Origin of the sequence: Rhizobium sp. CG5 (genome assembly GCF_023701945.1) — a bacterium.
In the GTDB taxonomy this organism is placed as follows: domain Bacteria; phylum Pseudomonadota; class Alphaproteobacteria; order Rhizobiales; family Rhizobiaceae; genus Allorhizobium.
Map to the genome: position 1 here is coordinate 93,026 of NZ_JABAEF010000008.1, position 25,831 is coordinate 118,856.

25 protein-coding genes and 1 tRNA gene are annotated in these 25,831 nt (G+C 61.5%); 7 read left to right on the forward strand and 19 right to left on the reverse strand.

What is annotated here, in order from left to right:
* Nucleotides 1–4: 4 nt before the first annotated feature.
* The 9 genes from HGO38_RS14805 to HGO38_RS14845 form a co-directional block, all read right to left on the reverse strand.
* The gene (locus tag HGO38_RS14805) at nucleotides 5–508 is read right to left on the reverse strand and encodes a GNAT family N-acetyltransferase (RefSeq protein ID WP_250956668.1); all 504 of its coding nucleotides are present in this window, start codon (nucleotides 506–508) and stop codon (nucleotides 5–7) included.
* Nucleotides 505–2,331 carry a glutamine--fructose-6-phosphate transaminase (isomerizing) gene (glmS, locus tag HGO38_RS14810; protein WP_250956669.1) on the reverse strand — a complete coding sequence of 609 codons (1,827 nt, stop codon included), beginning with the start codon at nucleotides 2,329–2,331 and terminating at the stop codon, nucleotides 505–507. Before glmS ends, HGO38_RS14805 begins: the two co-directional genes overlap by 4 nt.
* 113 nt (nucleotides 2,332–2,444) lie before the next feature.
* Complete coding sequence (gene glmU, locus HGO38_RS14815; RefSeq protein WP_250956670.1) at nucleotides 2,445–3,806, reverse strand: bifunctional UDP-N-acetylglucosamine diphosphorylase/glucosamine-1-phosphate N-acetyltransferase GlmU; 1,362 nt, start codon at nucleotides 3,804–3,806, stop codon at nucleotides 2,445–2,447.
* A 124-nt stretch (nucleotides 3,807–3,930) separates the two neighbouring features.
* A complete protein-coding gene (locus tag HGO38_RS14820; protein WP_250956671.1) occupies nucleotides 3,931–4,650 on the reverse strand; it encodes a FadR/GntR family transcriptional regulator in 720 nt (239 codons plus the stop codon).
* Nucleotides 4,651–4,695: 45 nt separating this feature from the next.
* Nucleotides 4,696–5,658 carry a galactofuranose ABC transporter, permease protein YjfF gene (gene yjfF / locus HGO38_RS14825; RefSeq protein ID WP_250956844.1) on the reverse strand — a complete coding sequence of 321 codons (963 nt, stop codon included), beginning with the start codon at nucleotides 5,656–5,658 and terminating at the stop codon, nucleotides 4,696–4,698.
* 11 nt (nucleotides 5,659–5,669) lie between these two features.
* On the reverse strand, nucleotides 5,670–6,677 hold the full coding sequence (locus HGO38_RS14830) for an ABC transporter permease (protein WP_250956672.1): 1,008 nt from the start codon (nucleotides 6,675–6,677) through the stop codon (nucleotides 5,670–5,672).
* A complete protein-coding gene (ytfR, locus tag HGO38_RS14835) occupies nucleotides 6,674–8,197 on the reverse strand; it encodes a galactofuranose ABC transporter, ATP-binding protein YtfR (protein WP_250956673.1) in 1,524 nt (507 codons plus the stop codon). Before ytfR ends, HGO38_RS14830 begins: the two co-directional genes overlap by 4 nt.
* A 114-nt stretch (nucleotides 8,198–8,311) precedes the next feature.
* Complete coding sequence (ytfQ, locus tag HGO38_RS14840; protein WP_250956674.1) at nucleotides 8,312–9,274, reverse strand: galactofuranose ABC transporter, galactofuranose-binding protein YtfQ; 963 nt, start codon at nucleotides 9,272–9,274, stop codon at nucleotides 8,312–8,314.
* A 278-nt stretch (nucleotides 9,275–9,552) separates the two neighbouring features.
* Nucleotides 9,553–10,134 (reverse strand): TetR/AcrR family transcriptional regulator, encoded by a 582-nt coding sequence (locus tag HGO38_RS14845; RefSeq protein WP_250956675.1) that lies wholly within the window; start codon nucleotides 10,132–10,134, stop codon nucleotides 9,553–9,555.
* A gap of 54 nt (nucleotides 10,135–10,188) precedes the next feature.
* On the opposite strand from HGO38_RS14845, the gene HGO38_RS14850 reads away from it, so the two are divergent.
* Nucleotides 10,189–10,887, forward strand: coding sequence for a DUF4336 domain-containing protein (locus HGO38_RS14850; RefSeq protein WP_250956676.1), 699 nt, complete (start codon nucleotides 10,189–10,191; stop codon nucleotides 10,885–10,887).
* A 247-nt stretch (nucleotides 10,888–11,134) separates the two neighbouring features.
* Here the strand turns inward: HGO38_RS14850 and HGO38_RS14855 are convergent, their stop codons facing one another.
* On the reverse strand, nucleotides 11,135–11,995 hold the full coding sequence (locus HGO38_RS14855) for a transglutaminase-like domain-containing protein (RefSeq protein ID WP_250956677.1): 861 nt from the start codon (nucleotides 11,993–11,995) through the stop codon (nucleotides 11,135–11,137).
* A gap of 162 nt (nucleotides 11,996–12,157) precedes the next feature.
* Between HGO38_RS14855 and HGO38_RS14860 the strand changes: the two genes are divergently transcribed.
* Entirely contained in the window at nucleotides 12,158–12,796 is a 639-nt protein-coding gene (locus HGO38_RS14860) for a glutathione S-transferase family protein (protein WP_250956845.1), read from the forward strand.
* 127 nt (nucleotides 12,797–12,923) lie between these two features.
* Here the strand turns inward: HGO38_RS14860 and HGO38_RS14865 are convergent, their stop codons facing one another.
* From HGO38_RS14865 to pcsA, 5 genes are all read right to left on the reverse strand, one after another.
* Nucleotides 12,924–13,997 carry a BMP family ABC transporter substrate-binding protein gene (locus tag HGO38_RS14865; protein WP_250956678.1) on the reverse strand — a complete coding sequence of 358 codons (1,074 nt, stop codon included), beginning with the start codon at nucleotides 13,995–13,997 and terminating at the stop codon, nucleotides 12,924–12,926.
* A 37-nt stretch (nucleotides 13,998–14,034) separates the two neighbouring features.
* Nucleotides 14,035–14,952 (reverse strand): ABC transporter permease, encoded by a 918-nt coding sequence (locus HGO38_RS14870; protein WP_250956679.1) that lies wholly within the window; start codon nucleotides 14,950–14,952, stop codon nucleotides 14,035–14,037.
* The gene (locus HGO38_RS14875) at nucleotides 14,949–16,043 is read right to left on the reverse strand and encodes an ABC transporter permease (RefSeq protein WP_250956680.1); all 1,095 of its coding nucleotides are present in this window, start codon (nucleotides 16,041–16,043) and stop codon (nucleotides 14,949–14,951) included. The genes HGO38_RS14870 and HGO38_RS14875 overlap by 4 nt, the downstream gene beginning before the upstream one ends.
* The gene (locus HGO38_RS14880; protein WP_250956681.1) at nucleotides 16,033–17,589 is read right to left on the reverse strand and encodes an ABC transporter ATP-binding protein; all 1,557 of its coding nucleotides are present in this window, start codon (nucleotides 17,587–17,589) and stop codon (nucleotides 16,033–16,035) included. The genes HGO38_RS14875 and HGO38_RS14880 overlap by 11 nt, the downstream gene beginning before the upstream one ends.
* 214 nt (nucleotides 17,590–17,803) lie before the next feature.
* On the reverse strand, nucleotides 17,804–18,529 hold the full coding sequence (gene pcsA / locus HGO38_RS14885; protein ID WP_250956682.1) for a phosphatidylcholine synthase: 726 nt from the start codon (nucleotides 18,527–18,529) through the stop codon (nucleotides 17,804–17,806).
* Between the two features lie 199 nt (nucleotides 18,530–18,728).
* Here pcsA and HGO38_RS14890 point away from each other — a divergent pair, with 199 nt between their 5' ends.
* On the forward strand, nucleotides 18,729–19,979 hold the full coding sequence (locus tag HGO38_RS14890) for a UbiH/UbiF family hydroxylase (RefSeq protein WP_250956683.1): 1,251 nt from the start codon (nucleotides 18,729–18,731) through the stop codon (nucleotides 19,977–19,979).
* Here HGO38_RS14890 and HGO38_RS14895 read toward each other — a convergent pair.
* On the reverse strand, nucleotides 19,908–20,870 hold the full coding sequence (locus HGO38_RS14895) for an AEC family transporter (protein ID WP_250956684.1): 963 nt from the start codon (nucleotides 20,868–20,870) through the stop codon (nucleotides 19,908–19,910). The genes HGO38_RS14890 and HGO38_RS14895 overlap by 72 nt on opposite strands.
* Before the next feature lie 66 nt (nucleotides 20,871–20,936).
* Nucleotides 20,937–21,683, reverse strand: a complete 747-nt coding sequence (locus HGO38_RS14900; RefSeq protein ID WP_250956685.1) for a cytochrome c biogenesis CcdA family protein — start codon at nucleotides 21,681–21,683, stop codon at nucleotides 20,937–20,939.
* A 193-nt stretch (nucleotides 21,684–21,876) separates the two neighbouring features.
* On the opposite strand from HGO38_RS14900, the gene HGO38_RS14905 reads away from it, so the two are divergent.
* Nucleotides 21,877–21,952: transfer RNA gene (locus HGO38_RS14905), tRNA-Lys, on the forward strand.
* 77 nt (nucleotides 21,953–22,029) lie between these two features.
* Here HGO38_RS14905 and HGO38_RS14910 read toward each other — a convergent pair.
* A complete protein-coding gene (locus tag HGO38_RS14910) occupies nucleotides 22,030–22,899 on the reverse strand; it encodes an FkbM family methyltransferase (RefSeq protein WP_250956686.1) in 870 nt (289 codons plus the stop codon).
* A 337-nt stretch (nucleotides 22,900–23,236) separates the two neighbouring features.
* On the opposite strand from HGO38_RS14910, the gene HGO38_RS14915 reads away from it, so the two are divergent.
* On the forward strand, nucleotides 23,237–24,112 hold the full coding sequence (locus HGO38_RS14915; RefSeq protein WP_250956687.1) for a class I SAM-dependent methyltransferase: 876 nt from the start codon (nucleotides 23,237–23,239) through the stop codon (nucleotides 24,110–24,112).
* 169 nt (nucleotides 24,113–24,281) lie between these two features.
* Here HGO38_RS14915 and HGO38_RS14920 read toward each other — a convergent pair whose 3' ends face one another.
* Nucleotides 24,282–24,518, reverse strand: coding sequence for a DUF4189 domain-containing protein (locus HGO38_RS14920; RefSeq protein WP_250956688.1), 237 nt, complete (start codon nucleotides 24,516–24,518; stop codon nucleotides 24,282–24,284).
* A 282-nt stretch (nucleotides 24,519–24,800) separates the two neighbouring features.
* On the opposite strand from HGO38_RS14920, the gene HGO38_RS14925 reads away from it, so the two are divergent.
* Nucleotides 24,801–25,115, forward strand: a complete 315-nt coding sequence (locus tag HGO38_RS14925) for a hypothetical protein (RefSeq protein ID WP_250956689.1) — start codon at nucleotides 24,801–24,803, stop codon at nucleotides 25,113–25,115.
* A gap of 159 nt (nucleotides 25,116–25,274) precedes the next feature.
* Nucleotides 25,275–25,469 (forward strand): hypothetical protein, encoded by a 195-nt coding sequence (locus HGO38_RS14930; protein WP_250956690.1) that lies wholly within the window; start codon nucleotides 25,275–25,277, stop codon nucleotides 25,467–25,469.
* Nucleotides 25,470–25,831: the final 362 nt, after the last annotated feature.

The window sequence follows — 25,831 nt, forward strand, 5'->3', positions numbered from 1 at the left end:
GCCGTTATGCTGCACTGCCATAAAACGCAGGATGGAAGGCGACAATGCCGGATGGCACAGGCCCTCGCAAGGGCAAAATCATGAAATATTCAGCCGGCAAATCAGGGTAGGTCAAACCTGCGTGATGACCAAAGCCGAACTTGGGATAAAGCTTCGGGCTGCCGACGACCACGCAGCCTTGGGCTCCGAGATCCCGCAGTCGGGCAATACCGTGGCGGATCAGCCGGGCGCCGATGCCCTCGCCCTGGCGATCCGGACGCACGGACACCGGACCAAGCCCGTACCAGTCTTTCTCGCCGCCCGACAGCGTCACCGGCGAGAAGGCGATATGGCCGATGATGCCCTCCTCGTCTTCAGCCACAAGGGAAATGGTCAAGTCATGGGCGGCGCGCAGGCGGGTTACGATCCGGTGTTCGGTCTGGTCGCTGTAATCCTTGCCGGCAAAGGCGGCTTCGGTGATCTCGCCGATCGCCTCTTCGTCGCCCGGTTGCTCAGGCCTGATGATCATTCCACCGTGACCGATTTCGCCAGATTGCGCGGCTGGTCGACATCGGTGCCCATGAAGACGGCGGTGTGGTAGGCGAGCAGCTGGATCGGCAGGGAGAAGACCATCGGCGAGATGATTTCCGCAACATTCGGCAGGACGATGGTCGCCATGGTCGGCAGTTTGGAGGCGGCCGCCCCCTTCGCGTCGGTGATGAAGATGATGCGGCCGCCGCGGGCAGCGACCTCCTGCATGTTCGAGACGGTCTTTTCGAAGAATCGATCATGGGGGGCGATGACGATCACCGGCATGTTCTCGTCGATCAGCGCGATCGGCCCATGCTTCAATTCGCCGGCCGCATAACCTTCGGCATGGATATAGGAGATTTCCTTGAGCTTCAGCGCACCTTCCATGGCGAGCGGATAGCTGGTGCCGCGCCCGAGATAGAGCACGTCCTTGAACTTCGACAGTTCGCGGGCCAGGCTTTCCATCTGCGGCTGGATGTCGTTCAGCACCTTGCTCATGATGCGCGGCATTTCGGCAAGGCTGCGCACCAGCTGCTTTTCGTCGGCCGGGGTCACCGTGCCGCGGGCCTTGCCAGCGCCGATCGCCAGGGCCGCCAGAACCGCCAGCTGGCAGGTAAAGGCTTTTGTCGAGGCGACGCCGATTTCCGGGCCGGCCAGGATCGGGAAGACCGCATCGGCCTCGCGGGCAATGGTCGATTCCTTGACATTGACGATGGCGCCGATCTTCAGGCCCTCCTGCTTGCAATAGCGCAGGCAGGCCAGCGTATCGGCGGTTTCGCCGGACTGCGAGATGAACAGGGCGACCTGATCCGTGGACAGCGGCATTTCGCGATAGCGGAACTCGGAGGCGACATCGATCTCGACCGGCAGGCGGGCATAGCGCTCGAACCAGTATTTGCCGATCAGCCCCGACAGATAGGCGGTGCCGCAGGCCGAGACGGCGAGGCCGCGCAGGGCCTTGAAATCAATCGCCGAGACATTCGGCTTGATCGAATGGTCCTGGAAATCGACATAATGGGAGAGGGCGTGGGAGATCACTTCCGGCTGCTCGTAGATTTCCTTTTCCATGAAATGGCGGTGATTGCCCTTGTCGACCATGAAGGCGGTCGCCTGGGAGATCTGATGCGGACGTTTCACCGGCTTGCCGGAGAAATCCATGATCTCGGCGCCGCCGTGATGGATGATGGCGCAGTCGCCATCGACCAGATAGGCGATCTCGTTGGTAAAGGGGCTGAGCGCGATGGCATCGGAACCTAGGAACATTTCGTCCTTGCCGAAACCGATGGCCAGCGGCGGTCCGAAGCGGGCTGCCATGATGGTATCCGGGTCGTCCTGAAACATCACCACCAGCGCATAGGCACCGGTGACCTGGTTGAGCATGGCGAGCATGGCGGCGCGGTTGTCGAGGCCCTGGCGGCGATATTTGGCGAGCAGCTGGGCGACGACTTCGGTGTCGGTCTGGGTGGTGAATTCGGCGCCTTCCGCCGTCAGCGCATCGCGCAGCTCGGAGAAATTCTCGATGATGCCATTGTGCACGACGGCGACGCCCTCGACGAAATGCGGATGGGCATTGGTCTCGTTGGGCACGCCATGGGTGGCCCAGCGGGTATGGGCAATGCCGATCGTGCCGGCCAGCGGTTCGTCGGACAGTTTCTTCTCAAGATTGAACAGTTTTCCTTCGGCGCGGCGGCGCTCCATGACGCCATCGTGAATGGTGGCGACGCCGGCGGAATCATAACCGCGATATTCGAGCCGCTTCAGGGCGTCGACAAGACGCTCCGCCACCGGCCTGTTACCGACAATACCGACGATACCGCACATGAAATTCTCCGTCTGGCTTTAACTGTGGCGCCAGTCCTAATGATTTTCGCAATTTCCGCAATCGCGAAGCCGGTCACATTCGGTATCGTTCCGTTACGGAAGGCAGCTCCCGTTCACGCACCGGATTTCTTCGCTGCCTTCGCCGCCAGGTTGCGGGCGCGGATCTCCTTGGCGCGGCCGGGCTTCATTTCCTGGCGGGAGCGGCCAAGCGCCAGCGCATCGGCCGGCACGTCCTGCGTGATGACGCTGCCCGAGGCAATGAGGGCACCGTCGCCGATCGAAACGGGTGCGACCAGCGACGAGTTGGAGCCGATGAAGGCGCCCTCGCCGATCCTCGTGATATGCTTGTTCACGCCGTCGTAATTGCAGGTGATGGTGCCGGCGCCGATATTGGTCTCGGCGCCGACGAAGGCGTCGCCGATATAGGTGAGATGGTTGACCTTGGCGCCGCGGCCGATCTCGGCCTTCTTGACCTCGCAGAAATTGCCGACCTTGGAGCCTTCGGCGAGATGGGCGCCGGGCCGCAGCCGGGCGAAGGGGCCGACGGTTGCGCCGGTCGCCACATGGGCGCCTTCCAGATGGGAAAAGGCATGGATGACCGCACCTGGCTCGATCACGACGCCCGGACCGAAGACGACGTTCGGCTCGATCAGCGCGTCCTGGCCGATCACCGTGTCATAGGCGAGAAAGACGGTTTCGGGCGCAATCATGCTGACGCCGGACAACATCAGCTCGTGGCGGCGGCGCTCCTGCCAGACCCGCTCGATCTGCGCCAGTTCAGCGCGGTTGTTGCAGCCGGCAAGCTCGGCCTCCGGCGCATCGACGGCGACGGCCTTGCCGCCCGCTGAGCGGGCGATTTCGACGAGGTCGGTCAGATAATATTCGCCCTTCACATTGGCATTGCCGATCTGCTGCAGCAGATCGAGCGCCTTGCGGCCGTTGATCGCCATCAGGCCGCTGTTGCACCAGGTGACCTGGCGCACGGCATCGGTGGCGTCCTTTTCCTCGCGGATAGCGACCAGTTCGCCACTCTCGACGAGCAGGCGCCCATAGCCGGTCGGACGCTCCGTGTGGAAGCCGATGACGGCAATGTCATTGCCGGCGGCAAGGGCGGCGCGGGCGGCCAGCAGCGGGCCTTCGGTGATCAGCGGCACATCGCCATAGGCGACGAGAATTTCGTCATAACCCTTTGCGATCACGTCGCGAGCGGTCAGCACGGCATGGCCGGTGCCAAGCCGTTCGGTCTGCAGGACGGGCGTCACCTGCAGGCCATCGACCCCGGCCGCCTTGGCAACGGCCTCGGCATCGCGGCCAACGACCAGCGCCACATCGCTGATACCGGCTTTGGCGATGGCCGCCATGACATGGGCGATCATCGGCCGGCCGGCCACCGGATGCAGCACTTTCGACATCGAGGATTTCATGCGCGTGCTGTCGCCCGCGGCAAGAATAACGGCCAAACAGCTGCGGTCCATGGTGAGACTCCCTGATATGCGTGGTCAAAAGCTGGGATGAGCTACCACGCAGCGCCGCCCTTCGGCAAGGCACGGCGAGAAGCGGCGCGCCCTCAGCAGATCAAACGATAAGGGAAAGGAAGGATCAGCCGCGCTGCGCGGCAAAACTTGCCTGCGCCCGGTCCCGGCCGACCAGGATGACCTTTTCCATGGCGGTCCGAGCCGCGGCCGTATCGCGGCTCTCGATCGCTTCGACGATCGCCATGTGGGAGGCCTTGACGTCGGAGACCCGCATTCTATCGGCCGGTGTCGAGGACAGCTTGAAGGCACCGACCAGCGCCGCCTTGATCAGGCTGCCGAGCGTGCGCATGAAGGGATTGCCGGAGGCATTGGCGAGCGCCATGTGGAAGCGCAGATCGGCGATCGCCAGACTTTCGGTGGTGTGATCGGGATTGCCGAGATCCTCGGCCAGCTGCCGCAGGATGTCGATCGCCTCCGGTGTCGCCTTTTCCGCGGCAAGGGCGGCGGCGGCCGGCTCGAAGGCCAGGCGGATCTCATAGAGGCTGAGCAGGAAGTCCTCGCTGACGCCGCATTCGAAATGCCAGGTCAGCACATCGCCATCGAACATGTTCCAGAACTGCCGGTCGGTGACGCGGGTGCCGATCCGCGCCTTCGGCACGACCAGTCCCTTGGCAGCCAGTGTCTTCATCGCCTCGCGCAGCACGGTGCGCGAGACGTGAAAACGTTGCGCCAGCTCCAGATCGCCCGGCAGGACACTGCCGACCGGAAACTCGCCGCTGATGATGGCCGTGCCAATCTCATCGACGACCTGGCCATGGCTGGTGCGCGAGCCGGTTATCGTCACGGGTCCGAGCAATCCGTTGTACAAGATGAAACCCTTTCTCTCTCGTCATCCACTGCCTTTGCGCGACAGGGCGAGAATGCCCTTCTGCAACAGGATGAAGGCAAACAACAGTAGGCCGATGAGGATTTTCGTCCACCAACTGGAAAGGGTCCCGTCAAAGGTAATGTAGGTCTGGATCAATCCCTGGATGAGAATGCCGATGAATGTGCCGGCGATGAAGCCCGAACCGCCGGTCAACAGCGTTCCGCCGATCACCACCGCGGCGATCGCATCCAGTTCGACGCCGACCGCCGAAAGCGGATAGCCGGCCGAGGTGTAGAGCGAGAAGACGATGCCGGCGAGACCGGCCAGCAGGCCCGACAAGGCGTATGTCAGGATCGTCGTGCGGCCGACCGGCACGCCCATCAGCCGGGCCGTCTGCACACCGCCGCCCAGCGCATAGACATTGGCGCCGAAGCGGGTGCGGTGGGCGATCAGCGCGCCGATGATGAAGACCAGGATCATGATGCCGCCGATCAGCGTCAGGCGCCCGCCGCCGGGCAGCTTGTAGAAGGTCTTGCGCATCACCGAATAGAAGTCGTGGGCGATCGGGATGCTGTCGATCGACAGCACGAAGGCCATGCCGCGCGCCAAAAACATGCCGGCGAGCGTCACGATGAAGGACGGCATTTCCAGATAGTGGATCACCGCCCCCATCAGGGCGCCGAAGGCCGTGGTGATGACCAGCAGCAACGCAAAGGCAACGACGGGGTGGACGCCGGTGTTTTCGAGCAGGACGGCCAGGAAGACGCCGGCAAAGGCGATGACCGCGCCGACCGAGAGATCGATGCCGCCCGACAGGATGACGAAGGTCATGCCAACCGCGGCGATGCCGAGGAAAGCGTTGTCGGTCAAAAGGTTGCTGATCACCCGGACCGAGAGCATGGCCGGGAATTGCAGGGCGCAGACCGCATAGGCGGTGATGAAGATGACGACGGTGGCCAGAACAGGCAGATAACGGGCATTCAGGGTCATCGGCATCACTCCCCGGCACCGCTTGGCGCACGCCTGAAATAGAGGCCAAGCTGCTGCAGGGCGGGCGACTGGATGACGAGAATGATCACGATAATGGCGGCCTTGATGATCAGGTTGAATTCCGGCGGAAAGCCGGAGAGCAGGATGCCGGTATTGATCGACTGGATGATCAGCGCACCGAGCAGCGATCCGGCAATGCTGAACCGGCCGCCGAGCAGCGAATTGCCGCCGACCACGACGGCGAGGATGGCATCGAGTTCCAGCCAGAGACCGGCATTGTTGGCGTCCGCGCCCTTGATATCGGCGGCGACGATCAGGCCGGCGATGGTGGCGGCCAGGCTGCAGAGACCATAGACGACGATCAACAGCACCGGCGTGCCGACCCCCGACAGGGTGCTGGCGCGACGATTGATGCCGACCGATTCGACCAGCATGCCGAGCGCCGTGCCGCGCACCAGGAAAGCGATGGCAATGGCAAAGGCGATGAAGATCAGCACCGGCATGGGCAGCAGAAACAAAGCACCGCTGCCGATGAAGACCAGGCCCGGATCGGTGAAGGTCAGGATCGTGCCTTCGGTGATCAGTTGCGCGATGCCGCGGCCGGCGACCATCAGCACCAGGGTGGCGATGATCGGCTGGATGCCGAGCACGGCGACCAGCACGCCGTTCCACAACCCGCACAGCAGGCCGGCGACCAGCACCAGACCGAGCGTGTAGGGCAGTGACGCACCGCCGGAGATGGTTGCGGCAGCGACCGCACCGGTGATGGCAATCACCGCGCCGACCGAGAGGTCGATGCCCTTGGTGGCGATCACCAGCGTCATGCCGACGGCCAGCAGCGCCACGGGCGCGCCGCGGTTCAGCACGTCGATCAGGCTGCCATAGAGCCGGCCGTTCTGGATCTCGATGTCGAAGAAGCCGGGAAAGGCGATGACATTCAGGGTCAGGATGACGGCCAAGGCGATCAGCTGCGGCGCCAGCCGGCGAGCGAGCGGTTTCAGATGCTGGATCATGCCGCGCTCCCTTCGGCGGTCTGGGCGGCAATGGCATCGACGATATGGGTCGTGGTCATCTCGGGCCCGGACAGTTCGGCGACATGGCGCCGGTCGCGCAGCACCACGACCCGCGAGCTATAGGCCAGCAATTCCTCGAGTTCGGAGGATATGACCAGCAGCGACAGGCCTTTGGCGCAGAGGTCCTCGATCAGCTTGATGATTTCGGCATGGGCCCCGACATCGATGCCGCGGGTCGGCTCGTCGAGGATCAGGAATTGCGGATCGGTGGCCAGCCAGCGGGCGAGGATCACTTTCTGCTGGTTGCCGCCGGACAGCAGCCGGATCGGCTTTTCGCGGTCGGTGGTGCGGATGTCGAGGGCGGCGATATAGTGATCGGCGAGTTCCACCTGTTCGCGCATAGACATCGGCTTCAGCCAGCCGCGCCGCGCCTGCAGCGCCAGCGCGATATTCTCGCGGATCGACAGGTCGCCGACGATGCCGTCGATCTTGCGGTCCTCCGGGCAAAAACCGAAGCCGAGGCGGATGGCCTCGCGCGGGCTGCCGATCTTCACCGGCTTGCCATCGATCTCGGCGCTGCCGCTATCGGCGGGACGTACGCCAAACAGGGTTTCGGCGGTTTCCGTCCGTCCCGATCCAAGCAGTCCAGCCATGCCGACCACTTCACCGGCGCGGATTGCGAGATCGAAGGGCTGAACCCGCCCTCGCCGGCCGAAACTGCTGAATTGATAGCGGATCGGGCCGTCTGGCTCGGCGGTGGCGTGATGGCTCTCCTCGATGGCGGCGAGTTCCCGGCCGAGCATCATCGAGATCAGGGCCTTGCGATCCAGCGACGCCGTTTCGGCGGTGCCGACCAGGCAGCCGTTGCGCAGCACCGTGACGCGGTCGGCGACCTCGTAGACCTGGCCTAAGAAATGGGTGATGAAGACGATACCGAGGCCTTTTGCCTTGAGGTCGCGCATGATGCGGAACAGCATCTCGACTTCCTGCGCATCGAGGCTGGCGGTCGGCTCGTCGAGGATCAGCACCTTGCCGGAGAGATCGACGGCGCGGGCGATCGCCACGACCTGCTGGATGGCCACCGAATAGACCGAGAGTTCGGCCTTCACATCGATGTCGATGCCGTAGCCTTCCAGCAATTGCCTTGCCTGTTCGTTCATGCGGCGGGTGTCGATCAGGCCGAAGCGGCGCGGCTGGCGGCCGAGATAGAGGTTTTCGGCAACCGTCAGGTTACCCAGCAGATTGACCTCCTGGTAGACGGTGCCGATGCCGAGCGATTGGGCGGCGTGGGTATCCTTCGGGTCGATATCGGCGCCGTCGAGCATAATCTGCCCGTCATCGCGCCGATAGGCACCGGTCAGGCATTTCACCAGGGTCGATTTGCCGGCACCGTTTTCGCCGAGCAGCGCATGGATCTCGCCGCGTCGAAGATGGAAATCGACATGGTCGAGGGCGATCGCGCCGGGGAAATATTTGCAGACCCCGCTGGCCGCCAGAATAGCGTTCGAAGTTTCCGTCATGCTTGCCTCAGCCACCACTTCAACCGTCCCGCCGGAGGCTTTCGCACTCCGGCGGGGTGTCGCAGATCAGGGTCGGCCGCCCTTGTGGACAGCCGGTCCGATGGAAACGACGTCTTAGTAGCCGAGGCCCTTCTTCTCTTCGTAGACCTTCTTCGGATCGTCAGCCTGGGTGTAGAGCTTGGATTCGGTCTGGATCCACTTCGGCGGCAGGGTGCCGTCCTTCTTGAAGGCTTCCAGAGCGTCGAAGGCCGGGCCGGCCATGTTCGGCGTCAGCTCGACGGTGGCATTGGCTTCGCCGGCAGCCATGGCCAGGAAGATATCCGGAACGGCATCGATCGAGACGACGAGGATGTCGGTGCCCGGCTTCAGGCCGGCTTCCTTGATCGCCTGGATGGCACCGACGGCCATGTCGTCATTATGGGCATAGAGGGCGCAGATGTTCTTGCCGCCGTCTTCGGCCTTCAGGAAGCTTTCCATGACTTCCTTGCCCTTGGTGCGGGTAAAGTCGCCGGTCTGGCTGCGGACGATCTTGAGGTTTGCCTTGCCGGCAATGCCCTCTTCAAAGCCCTTCTTGCGGTCGATGGCCGGCGAAGACCCGGTCGTGCCCTGCAGTTCGACGATGTTGCAGGCCTTGTCGCCGACCGTCTTGGCGAGCCATTCGCCGGCAACCTTGCCTTCATGCACGAGGTCGGATGTGACCGCCGTCATGTAGAGATCCTTGTTGGCATCGACGGTGCGGTCGAGCAGGATGACCGGGATTTCGGCTTCCTTGGCTTCTTCGAGCACTTCATCCCAGCCGGTGGCAACGACCGGTGCGACCAGGATCGCATCAACGCCCTGGGCGATGAAGGAGCGCAGCGCCTTGATCTGGTTTTCCTGCTTCTGCTGGGCATCGGCGAATTTCAGGTCCACGCCGCGCTTTTCGGCCTGCTGCTTGGTCAGCGTGGTTTCCGCCGCGCGCCAACCCGATTCAGAACCGATCTGCGAAAATCCGACGACGAGGCCTTCGGCCTGGGCCGTGGCGAACATGCAGCCAGCAAGCATCGTGGCGCTGGCAAGCGCTTTAAAAAACTTCATGATTTCCTCCCTAAGCGTCACCTCCCGTGACACTCCCCCAATAATCATACAATATGACTTTTGTAAATGTGGCGCTGGCGGGAATTGAAAGAAATCAATCGGGAAAACAAAAGGCCGCTGTCAGGGCCCCGTTCCCAGCAGAGATGCGGAATACTCTCTGTCGCAGATACCAATCGCAACACTCGGACATTTGCTTCTGATTCTCGCGACGGAAATATTTCCAACTTTTCACCGTTGGCGAGTTTGGGTGAATCTCAGGGATTACGCGGCAAGACGCCTCACCGCGATGAACGTTGCCCGATGCCTTCGACAACAATACGGATGATGTGTCTGATTTCGCCCTCTGTAAACTGCCCTCTGGTGAGGGCTGACAGCATCGCCTGACCGTAGATTCCAAGTAGAACGAGCGCCATAAAATTGGGGTCATCATCCTTGCGAATGAAACCCTGCCGTTGGCCGAGTAGCAGAATGTCCCTGACAAGCCGCTGGAATGAGGGCCGGTCGGACGGCGGCTCAAGGGATGGCCTGTCGGCCGGGGCAAGGGCCAGCCTTGCAAGCGAGGGATTTGCCAGACACCAGCGCGCGCTGTCGAGAAAGACGCCTTCGAGCAAAGGAAATACGTCGTCGCCGGCCTCCATTCGATCGCGATAGGGCGCGTCGTTTGCTTCCACGCGGGCTATGAGTTGCGAGGCGATTTCGTCTTTTGAGGCGAACAGGTTGTAGACCGTCTTGCGGGTCAAGCCCGCCCGCATAGCGATTTCCTCAACGGAAGTGGCCGCGAACCCCTTCTCCCGAAACGCAGCGTCGGCAGCATCGAGGATGAGAATTCGGGACCGGTCCGTTCGCTTTGGGATTGCCATATTTATACAATAGTATAAATTTATACTGATGTAAACGTTTGTGGGGTAACGGCTATGTTAAAGGAGTTCGGCCCGAATATCTGGATTGCGGACGGGCCGACGGTCACGGCGACGGCTGGATTTCATTATCCCACGCGCATGGCTGTCATCAGGTTGGCCAATAGCGATCTGGTCCTTTGGTCGCCAACGGCGCTTACGGATGATCTTTGCGCCGAGGTCGAAACGTTAGGGGCGGTGCGCTATCTGGTCCCTCCCAACTCTCTCCACCACTCATTCCTTGGCGACTGGCAGCGGGTATATCCTGACGCCAGGGTCTGTGCGCCGCCTGGTTTGCGGGAGAAACGCAATGATATTAGGTGCGACGCGGATTTTAGCGATCGTCCGATCGCGGCATGGGCAGGGGAGATTGATCACGCGATCATGTGGGGCAATCGGATCACAACGGAAGTCATCTTCTTTCATCGCCAGAGCGGGACCGCGATTTTCACCGATCTGATTCAGCAATTCCCGCGCGGATGGTTTAGGGGCTGGCGGGCGCTTGTTGCCCGGCTGGACCTGATGACGGCCGCTGAGCCTACGGTGCCACGAAAATTTCGAGCAGCCTTCACCAACCGACGCGCCGCGCGTGAATCTCTCCGGCGTATTCTGGCATGGCCTACGGAAAAGGTGATTATAGCCCACGGCCCGCCGATCACCCATCACGGGCAAGCATTCCTGCGCCGGGCGTTTCGCTGGCTAGCTGAAAAGGGATAGATTCCGCCAGCCTGTCGCGAAAATCCCGATCAAACCGACAGCTTTGCAACTGATATTTGCGACAAAGCCCATCTTGCCAGCATCGTGTCGCCATTCAAGCTTGAAAAACAAGGGCGCCGCCAGGGCGCCCCGTTCAGCGCTGACATGGGGAATACTCTCTGACGCAAAGATCAATTGTAAAACCCGGAGTTTTGCTCCTGATTTTCACGATCGAAATGTTTTCACCGTTGGCGAGTTTGGGTGAATGCTAGGAATTGCGCAACACGACAGCGACAGCCTCGCCGTGTGGGAAGCTGACAACCTGCTCTGGCAAAGGCCAATCCGCGATTACTTCCGGCTCACCGTCCCCGTCAAGATCGGCGTTCTTGAGCCTTGAAGCGAGGTGGTCGAGCGTTATGCGCGCCTGTTGCGGCACTTGAGTTGAAACCGGGGAAAGGTCCTTTGACAGACCCCAGTAATCCCAGGGTTTCAGTTCCAGTTTACGCAGGGCCGCGATTTCTCGAAGCAGGCTTCCCGCGACGAACCATTGCCCGCCAAGGTCGAGGCTCGACACGCCAAATCGCGTGGCGATCGCCGGCTCGTCCTTGATTAGAAACCATGCCTCGCTTGCTGTTAGGAACCGCTCGCGCGGCACGTCCAATGTATCGAATGACACTGCCTCGATCGCCGCAAACTCCACATCGAGCCGTTTCCAACGGCCGCCGTCATGCCATTCGCAGAGCCAATGATCTTCCCAATGGCCAGGCGCCAGATAGTCGGCAAACCCGACCCGCAGGCGTGCCGGGGTGCCGTGCTGACGAAATCTGCTCACCGCCAGTAGAGCGAAATCCCGGCATACGCCGCCGACCTTGGGCTGCGTGGCATCGCCCTCCAGCAAATTGCGGTTTACGGCGACAGACAGGATCTCTGCCACCGAACGAAGCTCCATATCGGCGGCCTGTTCCGGTGCGAAGCCTCGTTCTTCGGACTCAGGCCCGCGAGGATGCTGCAGGAATGAACTGATCCACCGGGCCATTGACCGAGGTTCGACGCCACCGCGCATCAATGTTTCGCGATACGGCCCAGGGTCCGAGTAGACGCTGTGAGAAGCAGCGAAGGATTTGCGCATTGCTGTCTCTTTCCAGTTGAGGATTGAGACATGACAAGGAGGGCAAATTTTCAAAAATTGTCAATCGGACACTTGTTCCGGAATGATGGGCCATCGCATAAATTACCATGGACGCGGCTTGCTTTGGATTCCAAGGCAAGCGCAATTCATGAAGGTGAGACGATGACCGCACAACCGCGCCTCTTCGGAGCAGATTACAGCGTTTACGTGCGAATTGCGCGACTATGCCTGATCGAGAAAGGCATCGAATATCACCTTGTTCCGATCGATATCTTCGCAGACGGCGGTCCTCCAACCGACTACCTGGCAAAGCACCCATTCGGACGCATTCCTGCATTCGAGCATCACGAGTTTAGCCTCTTTGAGACCAGTGCCATCGCTCGATATATTGATGACGCGTTCGAGGGGCAGCAACTTCAGCCCTCGGATCCGGTGCATCGTGCACGATGCAATCAGTTGATCAGCATTGCTGACAACTATGCCTATCCTCACCTGGTGTGGGGTGTTTACGTGGAGCGGATATCGAAGCCCGGCAGAGGCGTTCCCACTGACGAGGACAAGCTCGCCGCGGCTCTTGCGAAAGCACGAAACTGCCTGGCGGCGATGTCCCAACTGATGAGAGACGGTCCATGGCTGGTTGGCGAGCAGCTCACGCTAGCCGACTTGTACGCCGCGCCCATGTTTGACTATTTCCTGATGACATCCGAAGGGGCGGAACTCATTCGTCAATACGGAAATCTCCAGGCTTGGTGGACCCGTATGGCGCTACGGCCTTCAATGGCAGCGACCAAACCGTCCTAGTTTTCAGACCGTCTGTCCGACCAACGCGACGGTTCTGCGACTGAGTGGATCTTGCCATCGCTTCGCCAAAAACAAAGGGCGCCACGGGGCGCCCTTGTCGTTCTCGTCGGGTTCAATATTGAACAGCTTACTGCGGCAGCTTGTCGTCGACGCCTTCGATGTAGAAGTTCATGCCTAGCAGCGTGCCGTCGTCGGCCTTTTCGCCGTCCTTCAGCCAGTCCGAGCCGTCCTGCTTCTTGATCGGGCCGGTGAAGGGATGCAGTTCGCCCGACTTGATCTTGGCTTCGGTGGCTTCCGCCATGGCCTTCACGTCGTCCGGCATGTTGGTATAGGGCGCCATGGTCAGAATGCCGTCCTTCAGGCCGTCCCAGCTTTGCTGCGACTTCCAGGTGCCGTCGAGCAGCGCCTGGGTGCGCTTGATGTAATAGGCGCCCCAGGTATCCTTGATGGCGGTCAGCTGGGTGTTCGGGCCGGCGGCGATCATGTCGGAGGCCTGACCGAAGGCCTTGATGCCGCGCTCCTGCGCGACCTGCATCGGCGCTGTCGTGTCGGTGTGCTGGGTCAGGATATCGACGCCCTGGTCGATCAGCGCCTTGGCGGCGTCGGCTTCCTTGCCCGGGTCGAACCAGGTGTTGACCCAGATGACCTTCATCTTGAAATCGGGATTGACCGACTTGGCGCCGAGTTCGAAGGCATTGATGCCCATGACGACTTCCGGGATCGGGAAGGAGGCGATGTAACCGGCCACGCCCTTGGCAGACATCTTGCCGGCGATCTGGCCGGAAATATAGCGGCCTTCATAGAAGCGCGAATTGTAGGTGGCGACATTGTCGGACGACTTGAAGCCGGTGGCATGTTCGAACTTCACATCCGGGAATTTCGCGGCGACCTTGACGGTCGCATCCATGAAGCCGAAGGAGGTGGTGAAGATCATCGCACAGCCGGAGCGGGCCAGGCGCTCGATGGCGCGCTCGGCATCCGGGCCTTCCGGCACGCTTTCCAGGAACGGCGTTTCGATCTTGTCGCCGAAATGGGCCTGCAGCTCCTGGCGGCCAATATCATGGGCCTGGGTCCAGCCGCCATCGGTCTTGGTGCCGACATAGATGAAGCAGACCTTGGTCTTGTCCTGGGCCTCGGCTCCGACGGTAAACCCGCCGAGCGCGGCCGTCGTTGCAACAAGTGCTATGAGCAGTTTCTTCATGGTAACCCCTATCCGTTTTCGTTGATATCCAGGTGTTTTATCGGTCCGGCACGAAGGGCTTGCCCAGGGATGCCGGTGTATTGATCAGCGTGGTGCGCCGATTATGGGAAATTATGATCAGCACGACAATGGTCGCGACATAGGGCAGTGCCGAGAGAAACTGCGACGGCAGGCCGATGCCGAAGGCCTGGGCATGCAGCTGGCCTATCGACACGGCGCCGAACAGATAGCCGCCGGCCAGCACCCGCCAGGGCCGCCAGGAGGCAAACACCACCAGCGCCAGGGCGATCCAGCCGCGGCCGGCCGACATGTTCTCCACCCATTGCGGCGTATAGACCAGCGACAGCTGCGCGCCGGCGAGCCCTGCGCAGGCGCCGCCGAACATCACGGCCAGATATCGGGTGCGGATGACCGAGATGCCGAGCGCATGGGCCGAACTGTGGCTGTCGCCGATGGCCCTGAGCTTCAGCCCGGCCCGGCTCTTGAACAGGAACCAGTTGACGCCGACGACCAGCGCGATCGACAGGTAGAAGACGATGTCCTGGTGGAACAGCAGCGGGCCGACAAAGGGAATATCGGACAAGAGCGGAATGGCGATCGGCTGCAGCTTGACGCCGGGAATGCCGACAAAGCTCTCGCCGAGCATGCCGGAGATGCCAAGGCCGAGAATGGTCAGCGCCAGGCCGGTCGCCACCTGATTGGCGACCAGCGTCAGGGTGAGAAAGCCGAACAGCAGCGAAAAGGCAGCGCCTGACACGATGCCGGCCAGGATGCCGACGAAGGGCGAGCCGGACAGCTGGGCGGCGGCAAAGGCGCAGACGGCGCCCATGATCATCATGCCCTCGACGCCGAGATTGAGAACGCCGGAGCGCTCCGTCACCAGTTCGCCGACCGAGGCGATGACCAGCGGCGTGGCAGCGGTGATGATGGTCAGGAGAATGGCTTCGATGATCATCTCGCATCTCCCTTCAGAAGGCTGCGGCTCTTGTCGAAGACGATGCGCACCTTGTAGAGGATCAGCGCGTCGCAGGAGAGCACGAAGAACAGCAGCAGGCCCTGGAAGACGCGCGTCACCTTGTCGGAGACGCCGATCGACAGCTGGGCGCCCTCGCCGCCGAGATAGGTCAGCGCCAGCACCAGGCCCGAGGCGATGATGCCGAGCGGATTAAGCCGGCCGAGAAAGGCAACGATGATCGCCGTGAAGCCGTAACCCGGCGAAATGCTCGGTTGCAGATGGCCGATCGAACCGGACACCTCGGAAATGCCGGCAAGTCCGGCAAGCGCCCCGGAGACCAGCATGGAGAACCACACCATGCCCTTCGACGAGAAACCGGCAAAGCGCCCTGCACGCTCCGACTGGCCGAGCACCACGACCTCAAAACCCTTCAGCGTATAGCGCATCAGGAACCAGACGCCGATGGCGGCGATAATGGCAAAGGCAAAGCCCCAATGGGCGCGGCCAGAAGTCAGCATTTCCGGCAGCACGGCCTCGGTGACATAGGACCGGCTCTGCGGGAAATTATAGCCCTGCGGATCGCGCCACGGGCCGCGCACCAGCCAGTCGAGCAGCAATTGGGCGATATAGACCAGCATCAGGCTGGTGAGGATCTCGTTGGTATTGAACCTTGTCTTCAACAGCGCCGGGATCGCCGCATAGAGCGCGCCGCCGGCCATGCCCATCAGCAGCATCAGCGGCATCAGCAGCGGCGAATGCCACTCGTAGAACAGAACAGGCAGGATCGACCCGGTCATCGCGCCGATGGTGAACTGGCCCTCGGCGCCGATATTCCAGTTGTTGGAGCGATAACAGAGGGACAGGCCGACGGCGATCAGGATCAGCGGTGCCGCCTTGATCGCCAGTTCGTGCAGCGACCAGACCTCGAGCAGCGGCTCGATGAAGAAGCTGTAGAGGGCCGAGACCGGGTCCTTGCCGAGCAGCGCGAACATGATGCCGCCGAAGAGGACCGTCAGCGCCAAGGCCAGGAGCGGCGACAGGACCTGGAACAGGCCCGATGTGCGGCTGCGTTTTTCCAGTTCAATGCGCATGGGCAGCCTCCCCGGCATGCATGCCGCCCATCAGGATGCCGATGCGCTCGCGGGTCATGGTCTTGGCGGGATAACTTTCCGACAGTCGGCCTTCGGAGATCGCGGCAATGCTGGTCGCCACTTCGAAGATCTCGTCGAGATCCTGGCTGATGACCACGACGGCCGAACCGCTGCGGGCCAGATCGACCAGGGCCTGACGAATGCGGCTCGCCGCCCCCGCATCAACGCCCCAGGTCGGCTGGTTGACGACGAGCACTGCCGGCTGGCGGTCGAGTTCGCGCCCGACGATGAATTTCTGCAGATTGCCGCCCGACAGGGATCCGGCCGCCGGATCGACACCGCTCTTGCGCACATCCATCGCTTCCGAGATCCGGGCGGCGGCGGTGCGGACGGCGTCGTGGCGGATCAGTTTCAGGAAACCGCCGCCCAAGAAGGCCTTGCGATCCGACTGGTTGCGGGCCAGCAGCAGGTTGTCGGAGAGGCTGAGCGCCGGAACGGCGGCATGGCCATGGCGCTCCTCGGGCACGAAGCCGGCGCCCAGCAACCGACGCGCCGAAATGCCGAGCCGGCCGACCGCCTTGCCGCGGATGCGGATGCACTCGTTGTCTTCGACCGGATATTCGCCGGACAGCGCGTCGAACAGTTCCGACTGGCCATTGCCGGCCACCCCGGCGATCGCCAGCACCTCGCCTGCCTTGACCGACAGGGACAGTTTTTTGAGCGGCATGGCAAAAGGCGAGCGCGGCCGAACGGAAAGGTCGGTGATCTCCAGCTGCACGGCACCAAGCGGCGCGTCCTCTTCCTGGTAGACACTGGCGACTTCGCCGCCGACCATCATGCGGGCGAGCGAGGCCGGCGTTTCCTGGCGGGGATCGCAGGCGCCGGTCACCCGGCCGTGGCGCAGCACCGTGGCGCGGTCGCAGATGCGCTGCACCTCTTCAAGGCGATGGCTGATATAGAGCACGGAGCGGCCCTCGCTTTTCAGCTTTTCCAGCGTCTCGAACAGCCGGTCGGCCTCCTGCGGCGTCAGCACCGAGGTCGGTTCATCGAGAATGATCAGTTTCGGGTTCTGCAGCAAAGCGCGGACGATCTCGATGCGCTGGCGCTCGCCGACCGACAGATCGGCCACATGGGCGTCGGGATCGAGCGGCAGGCCATAGGCCTTGGACAGTTCGGCGGCCTTTTGCGAAATCGTGCCGATCGATGTCTTGCCGTCGAGCGACAGGGCGATGTTTTCCGCCACCGTCAGCGCTTCGAACAGGGAGAAATGCTGGAAGACCATGCCGATGCCGAGCTGGCGGGCGGCACCCGGCGAGGCGATCTCGACGGGTCGGCCCTGCCAGACGATCTCTCCCGATGTCGGCGCCAGGACGCCGAACAGCATTTTCACCAGGGTCGACTTGCCGGCGCCGTTTTCGCCCAGCAGCGCGTGAATTTCGCCGGGCCGGATGTCCAGGTCAATGGCGTTGCAGGCCGTGAAGGCGCCGAACATTTTTGTGAGCTGGCTGACCGAAAGCAGCGCGTCCGGTACTGCTGTTTGCGACACATATCCCCCTTGCCACACCGTCTCCAGGCGATGACCGCCCGATCCCCATGCGTGGTCGTTACCGATACCATTGCCCCGATCCGCCTGCCGCTTGCGACAGACCGGGCTGATTTCTCACTATTGATACCCGGTTTGTTGCCATGCACAACAGTCAACCGACCATTTTTTGTGCATGCTCAAGCTTTCCTCGCGCCAAGGCCGAAAGACGCGGCCTTTACGACTTGCCGAGGGCTGGAACGAACTGCAGCACGGCGCCGATCCCATAGAGGTAAATCCCTGTTACGACGAAGGGAATGACCAGCCAGGACGGGCTGTCGAAATGCATCAGCAGGGCCGCACCGCCGAGCCCGCACCACAGGAAGAAGACCGCCAGGTTGAGCGGCCGCAGGCGCTTGACGCGCACCGGATGGAGGAAATTGATCGGCAGGAAGGTCAGGAACACCGAGACGGTGACGACGGTCATCGCCGTGGTCGCCGAGGCATCGATGACGAACAGCGTGAAGACGATCATGTTCCAGACGACGGGAAAGCCGGAGAAGAAATATTCATCCGTCTTCATGCCCATGTCGGCATAATAGATGGCGCTCGACACCACGATCATGCCGGCCGCGACGAAGGACCAGGGCTCGCCGATCATGCCGCTCTGATACAGCGCAAAGGCCGGCAGCAGGACATAGGTGACATAGTCGATGATATTGTCGAGCGTATCGCCGGACCAGTTCGGCAATACTTCCTTGACGCGGACCTTGCGGGCGATCGGACCGTCGATGCCGTCGACGGCGAGCGCCAGGCCGAGCCACCAGAACATGTCGACGAATCGATGCTCGGCCGCCGCCACCACACCGAGAAAGGCCAGGAACGAACCGGAGGCGGTGAGGATATGCACCGAAAACGCGCGGATTTCCGCATAGGGCACGCGCCTGTAGTTGAAAATCTTCATATCGGTCCGACCGTCCCTCATTGCTCGCGGTGCAGGGGATATTCCCCGAATCCATTCGTTTTGCAACAACGCAGCCGCGGCAATACAGTATTGGCCGGCCCGTCCCTCTTTGTCGCGCTGCGACAACTGCGCCAATTCAACCCATGGATTTCAAGCATCGGACGCACTAGATTGCTTGCAGAAACAATGGATCACCCTGATGAGACAGTTTGACATAGCGGTAATCGGTGCCGGTCTGGCGGGAAGCGTGGCAGCACTCGCAATGGCGCGCGGCGGGCGATCGGTGGTGCTGGTGGCCGGGCCGCGTTCGGGTGCCGATGGCCGCACGACGGCGCTGATGGACCAGTCGATCGGCTTTATGGCGCGGCTCGGGCTTTGGGACGAGATCGCGCCGTTTGCCGCAGGCCTGTCGACCATGCAGATCATCGACGGCACGAAACGCCTGCTGCGGGCGCCGCCGGTGTCCTTCCGCAGCGCCGAGATCGGCATTGACGCCTTCGGCTACAACATGGCCAACCGCGATCTGATGGCCGTTCTGGAAAAGGCGCTGGCGCAGGAGCCGGGCGTCAGCCTTGTGCAGGCAGAGGCTCAAAGCCTTGCCTTCGACGATGGCGGCGTGACGATCGCGCTCGACAGCGGCGAGACGCTTTTCGCAGCCTTCGTGATCGGCGCGGATGGCCGCAATTCCAAGACTCGCGAAACCGCCGGCGTCTCGGTGCGCAGATGGTCCTATCCGCAATCGGCGCTGGTGCTAAATTTCGCCCATACCGTGCCGCACCACAATGTATCGACGGAATTCCACACCGAGACCGGACCGTTTACCCAGGTGCCGCTGCCGGGCCAGCGCTCCAGCCTGGTCTGGGTGGTCGAGCCGGCCGAAGCGACGCGGCTTGCGGCCCTGCCGCTGGAAGAGCTCAGCCGACTGGTCGAAACCCGCATGCAGTCGCTGCTCGGCAAGGTGAGCGTCGAAGAGGGCGCGCAATGCTGGCCGCTGTCGGGCATGACGGCACTGCGCTACGGCAAGGGCCGTGCCGCCTTTATCGGCGAGGCCGCGCATGCCTTTCCGCCGATCGGCGCGCAGGGGCTGAACCTTAGCCTGCGCGATGTGATGGCGCTTGAAGACATCCTGTGCGCCGATCCGCAAAGGCCGATCGCCGCGGATGCCGGCGACGTGTTCGACCGCCGTCGACGGGTCGACGTGATCAGCCGCACGGCAAGCGTCGACATTTTGAACCGTTCGCTGCTGTCGAGCTTCCTGCCGGTGCAGATGCTGCGGGCGGCGGGCCTGCATCTGTTGAAATCGGTGGCGCCATTGCGCCATCTCGTCATGCGCGAAGGCGTCGAGCCCGGCCGCGGCTTCGGATCGTTTCCGGCCCTGTTACGGGAAAAGATCGGCCGGCAGGCGTCCGGTCGTAATGGCAAAGAGCAGGCCGGATACGGTCAGGACTGAAAACACCGTGGTCAGCAGGATGGTGGCCGAGGCCCGCTCCTGCCAGACGCCGTATTGCTGACCGATGACGAAGACATTGGTGGCGGTCGGCAGGGCGGCGAGCAGCACGGCGGTATAGATCCACAGCGGGTCGAAATTGCCGACGGCGCCCAGCACGACATAGACCACCAGCGGATGCAGCATCAGCTTGATCGGCACGATATAGACGATCTCGGCTGGAATGCGCTTGAGCGGCCTGAGCGCCAGCGTCACCCCCATGGCAAACAGGGCGCAAGGGGCGGCGGACTGGGCGAGATAATCGATCAGCCGCTGCAGGGCGAGCGGCGGCTCGATATCGCCGGCGGCCGCCACGAAACCGGCAGCGGTTGCCAGGATGAAGGGATGAAAGGCGATCTTCTTCGCCACATCCAGGACCAGCAGACCGCGCGGCCGGGAATCGCCGCCGGCCAGCGCCATCATCGCCGGCGCCACCATGAAATGTACGGCATTTTCAAAACAGAAGATCAGCGCCACCGGCACCGCCGCGGCGTCGCCAAAGGCCAGCAGCGCCAGGGCCGGTCCCATATAGCCGATATTGCCATAGGCGGCGGCCAGCGCCTGCATGGTGCTGTCGGCCAGATTACTGCCACGTCCGACGTGGCCGATCAGGAAAACCAGCACAAAGATCGCATAGGTTCCGGCCATGCTTGCCAGGATGAAATCGACGCGGGCCAATTGTTCGATCGGCGTGCGCGACACCAGCTTGAAGAACAGCGCCGGCAAGGAGACATAGATGATGAAGAAATTGAGCCATCCCAAAGCGCCGGCCGGCTGATAGGCGAGCCTTGCGGCGACATAGCCGATCAGGATCAGCCCGAAGAACGGCAAAACCAATGCGACAATGTCGGCCATCTCTTGGCGCTCCGCCTCACCATGCCGAACCTCACCAAGACCCAGCCACTTTTCCCTGCCTCGGCCTTAGCCGATTTGCGACAGGATTGGAAAGGTCTGCTGGAACCAAATCGCCAGATCGCTGACATAACCGAAGATGAAGGCAAGGCCGGTCAGCACGAGAAGTCCGCCCATCAGCTTTTCGACCAGGCCGAGATGGCGGCGGAAGCGGGTCAGAAAGCGCATGAAGGCGCCGGAAAATCCGGCGGCGATCCAGAACGGCACGGCGAGGCCCAGCGAATAGACGGCCAGCAGCAGGGCGCCGTCGCCGACCGTGTCGCGCGATGCGGCGACGCCTAAAATGGCGCCCAGCACCGGGCCGATGCAGGGCGTCCAGCCAAAGGCGAAGGCCAGCCCCATGACATAGGCACCGGTCAGCGTCGCCGGCTTGCCGCCGCCTTGAAAGCGCATCTCGCTCGACAGCAAGCCGATGCGGAACACGCCGAGAAAGTTCAGGCCCATCAGGATGATGATCAGGCCGCCGAGCTTCGAGAGCAGATCGAGATGCTGGCGCAGCAGCCCGCCGATGGTCGAGGCCCCTGCCCCTAGCGCCACGAAGACGGTCGCAAAACCGAGCGTGAAGAGCAGCGAGGACAGAAGCACGGCGCGGCGCGTATCGGCCTTAGCCTTAACCGTCTCGCCGCGGAACTGCTCCACCGAAATGCCGGCCATGTAACAGAGATAGGGCGGCACCAGCGGCAGCACGCAGGGCGACAGGAAAGAGAGCGTCCCGGCCAGCAGCGCACTGAAGAAGGAAATATCGGCAATCGACACGGCACGGGCTCCACTTCAGGCACATCAGCGGCCCTTCCTATCGCCCGACGGCGCGCTCTGCCAATCACCTTTTCGCGCACGTGACGTAAAACCGCAGGAGACGCGCAATTTCGACGTTTTTTGGGTTGACCCGCCGGGGTCACCTGCCTATGTTCCGCGCACTTCCAGGGGAGCTGATTTGCTCGCCTTTCGGGAGAGCGTAGCTCAGCTGGTAGAGCAACTGACTTTTAATCAGTAGGTCTCGGGTTCGAACCCCGACGCTCTCACCATTCATGTCCAGCTTTCGATGACTTAAAGCGAGACCATGGCAAACTTTGTGCCCTCTGTAGCTGGGTGGTTTCCAGATCTAAGCGCGCGACAGCGCCAGACCATTGGCGGTCTGCTCCTCCAGCACCATTGCCAGATACGGACCCGCAAAATCACTGCCGAAAAGCCGGTCATGATCCTGCAATAGGAGATGGGCCAGATCGAACGATCCATAACACTCGCCCAGGATCAGTGCGCACTTCCTCAGTTTCTCGGACGACATGGACTCCGGACGCAGCCAGTCGCGGACGTAGACGGCGTCCGCCCACAGGTGCTGCCGCAGGCCGCGGTTGACGCTCTTGCCGACCAGGAGCGGCTTGAAGGCCAGAGTGCCCGTCGAATAGAAGGTATGGAACTGGAAGCCCTGCTTGCGCATGAAGAGGTCGACATCGGCGAAAAAGGGCTGCCCCTTGTAAAGCTCGACAAACTCCACTTCGACCTGCACCACCAGCGCATCCTTAAGCTTGGTCAGGCCGTTTTGCAGGACGCTGAGCTCGGCGCCCTGAATATCCAGCTTGAACAGGTCGATATTCGCGATCTCGGCGATGTCATCGATTCGCTTGGTCGCCACCGCATGGGTCCCGGTAATCTGACAGACCTCATTGAGGTTGTTGAACTTGCTCAGCAGCTCCGGGTTCGGTTCGAAGAGGGAGCTGGTGAGCGGCCAGTTCGTCTCGTAGAATGTCTGCGTCTCCCCGTTGCCCACAAAGTAAGGAAAATATCGCTCATAGGGCTTCTTCTGAGCATCCAGTTTTTCAAGCTCGACCGCGCTCGGCTCGAAACCCACGACGGCGGCCCAGCCCTTCTCGGCAATCCCGTGATAGACCGTCTTTTTCCCTCCCAGCGAAGCGCCGACATCGACGACGTCGATGGGGCTGCCTATCTCCAGAAATTTGAACAGATCCATCATCCGCACCATGCTTTCTATAAAAACCGTCGGTCTTCCGTACTGTTCTTTCGGAGCGGATTCCAGTCCTGTGCCGCGCCTCACTCTAAAGGACGCCCAGAGCCTCTGAAAACGTTCCGTCAAAACGCATGGCGTCACGGCGGTCCGGCGCCATCGACATCACGGGCCGACGAGCGCAGTCAAAACAATCAAATATTGCAAATAGAAATTGGACAACCTGCGTCATCCATGTTCTTGTTTTTAAGTATAGGATCATCATAGCCGAGAGAGCGTGAAAAAAGACCGAAGTCAATGATGAACGGCGAATGATCCGTCATGGGGGATATCAGGAGGACGAAGCATGACTATGGACATCGGCGAACTGGAAAGACAGTTAAATAACCATCAATTCTATCATATCATCGATCTCCCGGGCGGGCTTAAGACGCCGGGCCGACCCCATTTCAAATACATGTGGGACCTGGTCATCGAATCCCTGGATACGATCGATTTCAAGGGAAAGCGTGTTCTCGACATCGGCTGCCGGGACGGCCTTTTCAGCTTCTACGCTGAAGAAAAGGGGGCTGCTGAAATCATCGGGATCGACAACCTGATCTCCACGGGGGCCGTCGAACTCATTATCCCCGCCAGGCAATCAAAGGTGCAGATGGTCGAAATGAACGTCAACGATCTCCGGCAGGAGACATTCGGAACCTTCGACGTCATCATCTTTGCCGGTGTGCTGTATCATCTGCGCTATCCGTTCTGGGTGATCAAGAAGCTGCAGGAATGCCTGAAACCGGGCGGTGTCATGGTGATCGAGTCGGGCATCCTGACGTCCATGAATCAGTATCCAATGATGTTCTGCCCCGCTGGCGAGGTCAAAGGTCCTTATGATCCGACGTCATGCACATTCTTCAATGTCACGGGCATGAAGTGCACGCTGCAATCCATGGGCTTTATCGATGTCAAACTGGACTCGATGATCCGACACGCAGGGGACGGACACGAGCGGCTAAAGACCGATAATGCCAGTCTCGACGCATCCTTTGAACGCAAGATCGGACGTGCGGTGTTTTCGGCGACGAAGGCGTCTTCCGCCGTCAACGAACAGTGGGTCGACGACTATTGGGATGGGGTGCAGAATCCGGAAGTGCTCAAGGAGAGGGCCCGGGCCGGCAAGGTCAAAGCACACCATGGCAAGGAGGCCATTGTCAAAGATCTGACAAAGGACTGACGACACGCCGACAGCGCAGTGGCTCGGTTTGTCCTTGCGGACCGTCACTACCAACACAGGGATGTCTTGGGGCGTTGTCCGCCCGGCGCAACGCGAGATCGCGTGGTTGTCGGCATCCTCTGAGAGGCTTTGAAGGCCACCTGTCGGGTGACCTTCAAGACGAACAGTCTTACGATTCGTCGTCACATTCGGTGATTTCGCAGACCGAATCGACTGTCGTGTTGGCGGCGCATTCGTTGAGGGCCTTTGCCCGGGCGCTGTCCTCATCGTCGTAGTTGTAGCTATAGCCGTAGCTGCCTTCATCGGACACAGCGATGCAGCCCCAGGCGAATGCCTGGCTGGTCGATGCGTTGAGCGAGCCGGCCAGTACGAGGGCAGCAAGCCCCAGTCTTGAAATCGAAGTCATGACTCTGTTCCCCTCCCAGGGATTGTCGAGCGCGCCCGCGCCGTTATGGGTGGTCGTCCGCCACGGCCTGCAGGACGCCACAACGATCTGATGACGGGATTTCCAGCAGCGAACAAGAGCCGGGAAGCAATCGTCAAAAATAGTCTGTCAGCGATGAGTAACGCAAGCCGCATCTGAGGCGGATTACGATCCTGCGACAAATGTACCGAATGGCGGGAACAGATGACGTCGCTTTGCGTTCCGTGAGGATCCTGCCATACCGCGGCGATGAATGGAGACACCATGACCCGTAAATCCCTGATTACCCTTGCCGCCCTCGGCCTCTCAACCCTCACCCTTGCCGGCTGCGTCAGTGAAGGCGAACCCTATCGTTCCCGCCCGCCGGTCTATCGCGAACCCGTCGTCGAATACCGCCAGGACTACCGCGCCAACGACCATCGCCCCCGCCGCGCCGCCAATCCCGATCGTCACGACAGGGTCGACCGCAACGACCGGGTTCGTCGCCCCAGCGAGCGGGATCGGCGCCCCACCACCAAACGACCGATCTGCGACGAGCGCGGCTGCGTCGATCAGAACGATCCGCGCCGGCGAAGCTAATCCGCGCGGCGCATCATCCATCAAGAGCTTCGAATGGTTCGGGCGGACCCGTTGGGTTCGCCCGAACCGGATATGGTTAACGTTTGGTCAATCGCCTTGCGATAGGCTGGGAACTTATCCACGGCTGCACCGTTTCTGCAGTGCTTGAAAGGACCCATCATGTACGCTTTGCTGACCGCCATTCGCCAGACGACGCGCGACACACCCGACACCGGCACCTATGCCGATGGCATGCCGAGTGTCGCCTCGCTCGATCTGCAGGTCCTGTCGCGCCGCGAGCGTCGCAGCAATCCTCATGCGCGGGACTATGGCATGGAGCGCAAGGTCAATCCCGACGTCATCGGCTACGCCTGATCCCGATGGGGCTACGCCTGATCCGGATGGGTACGGGCCGGCACCGCCATGGCCGGGTGACCCGGCAAGACGGCGGTGCATGCCTCCTGTCCCTACTCCACAGCCGGCCAGCCGCCCCTAATCTTGGCGCCCGCGCATCAAGTCGCTGATATCATTATATTTCATAACTGCCCGGCACCATCGCGACGATTAGCGATTGCCAAAACGCCGTGAATTACGAAATTTTCACTTCAATTTCAAAGATATATATGGGAATTTGCCGCAGAGTGGCTTCCCTGGGCCTGTCGCCGTTGAAGCCTTTGGGATTCGACACGCGAGAGCTTGATGACGATCCGTCCAGGGGAGGCCGTTTCAGCCGATAA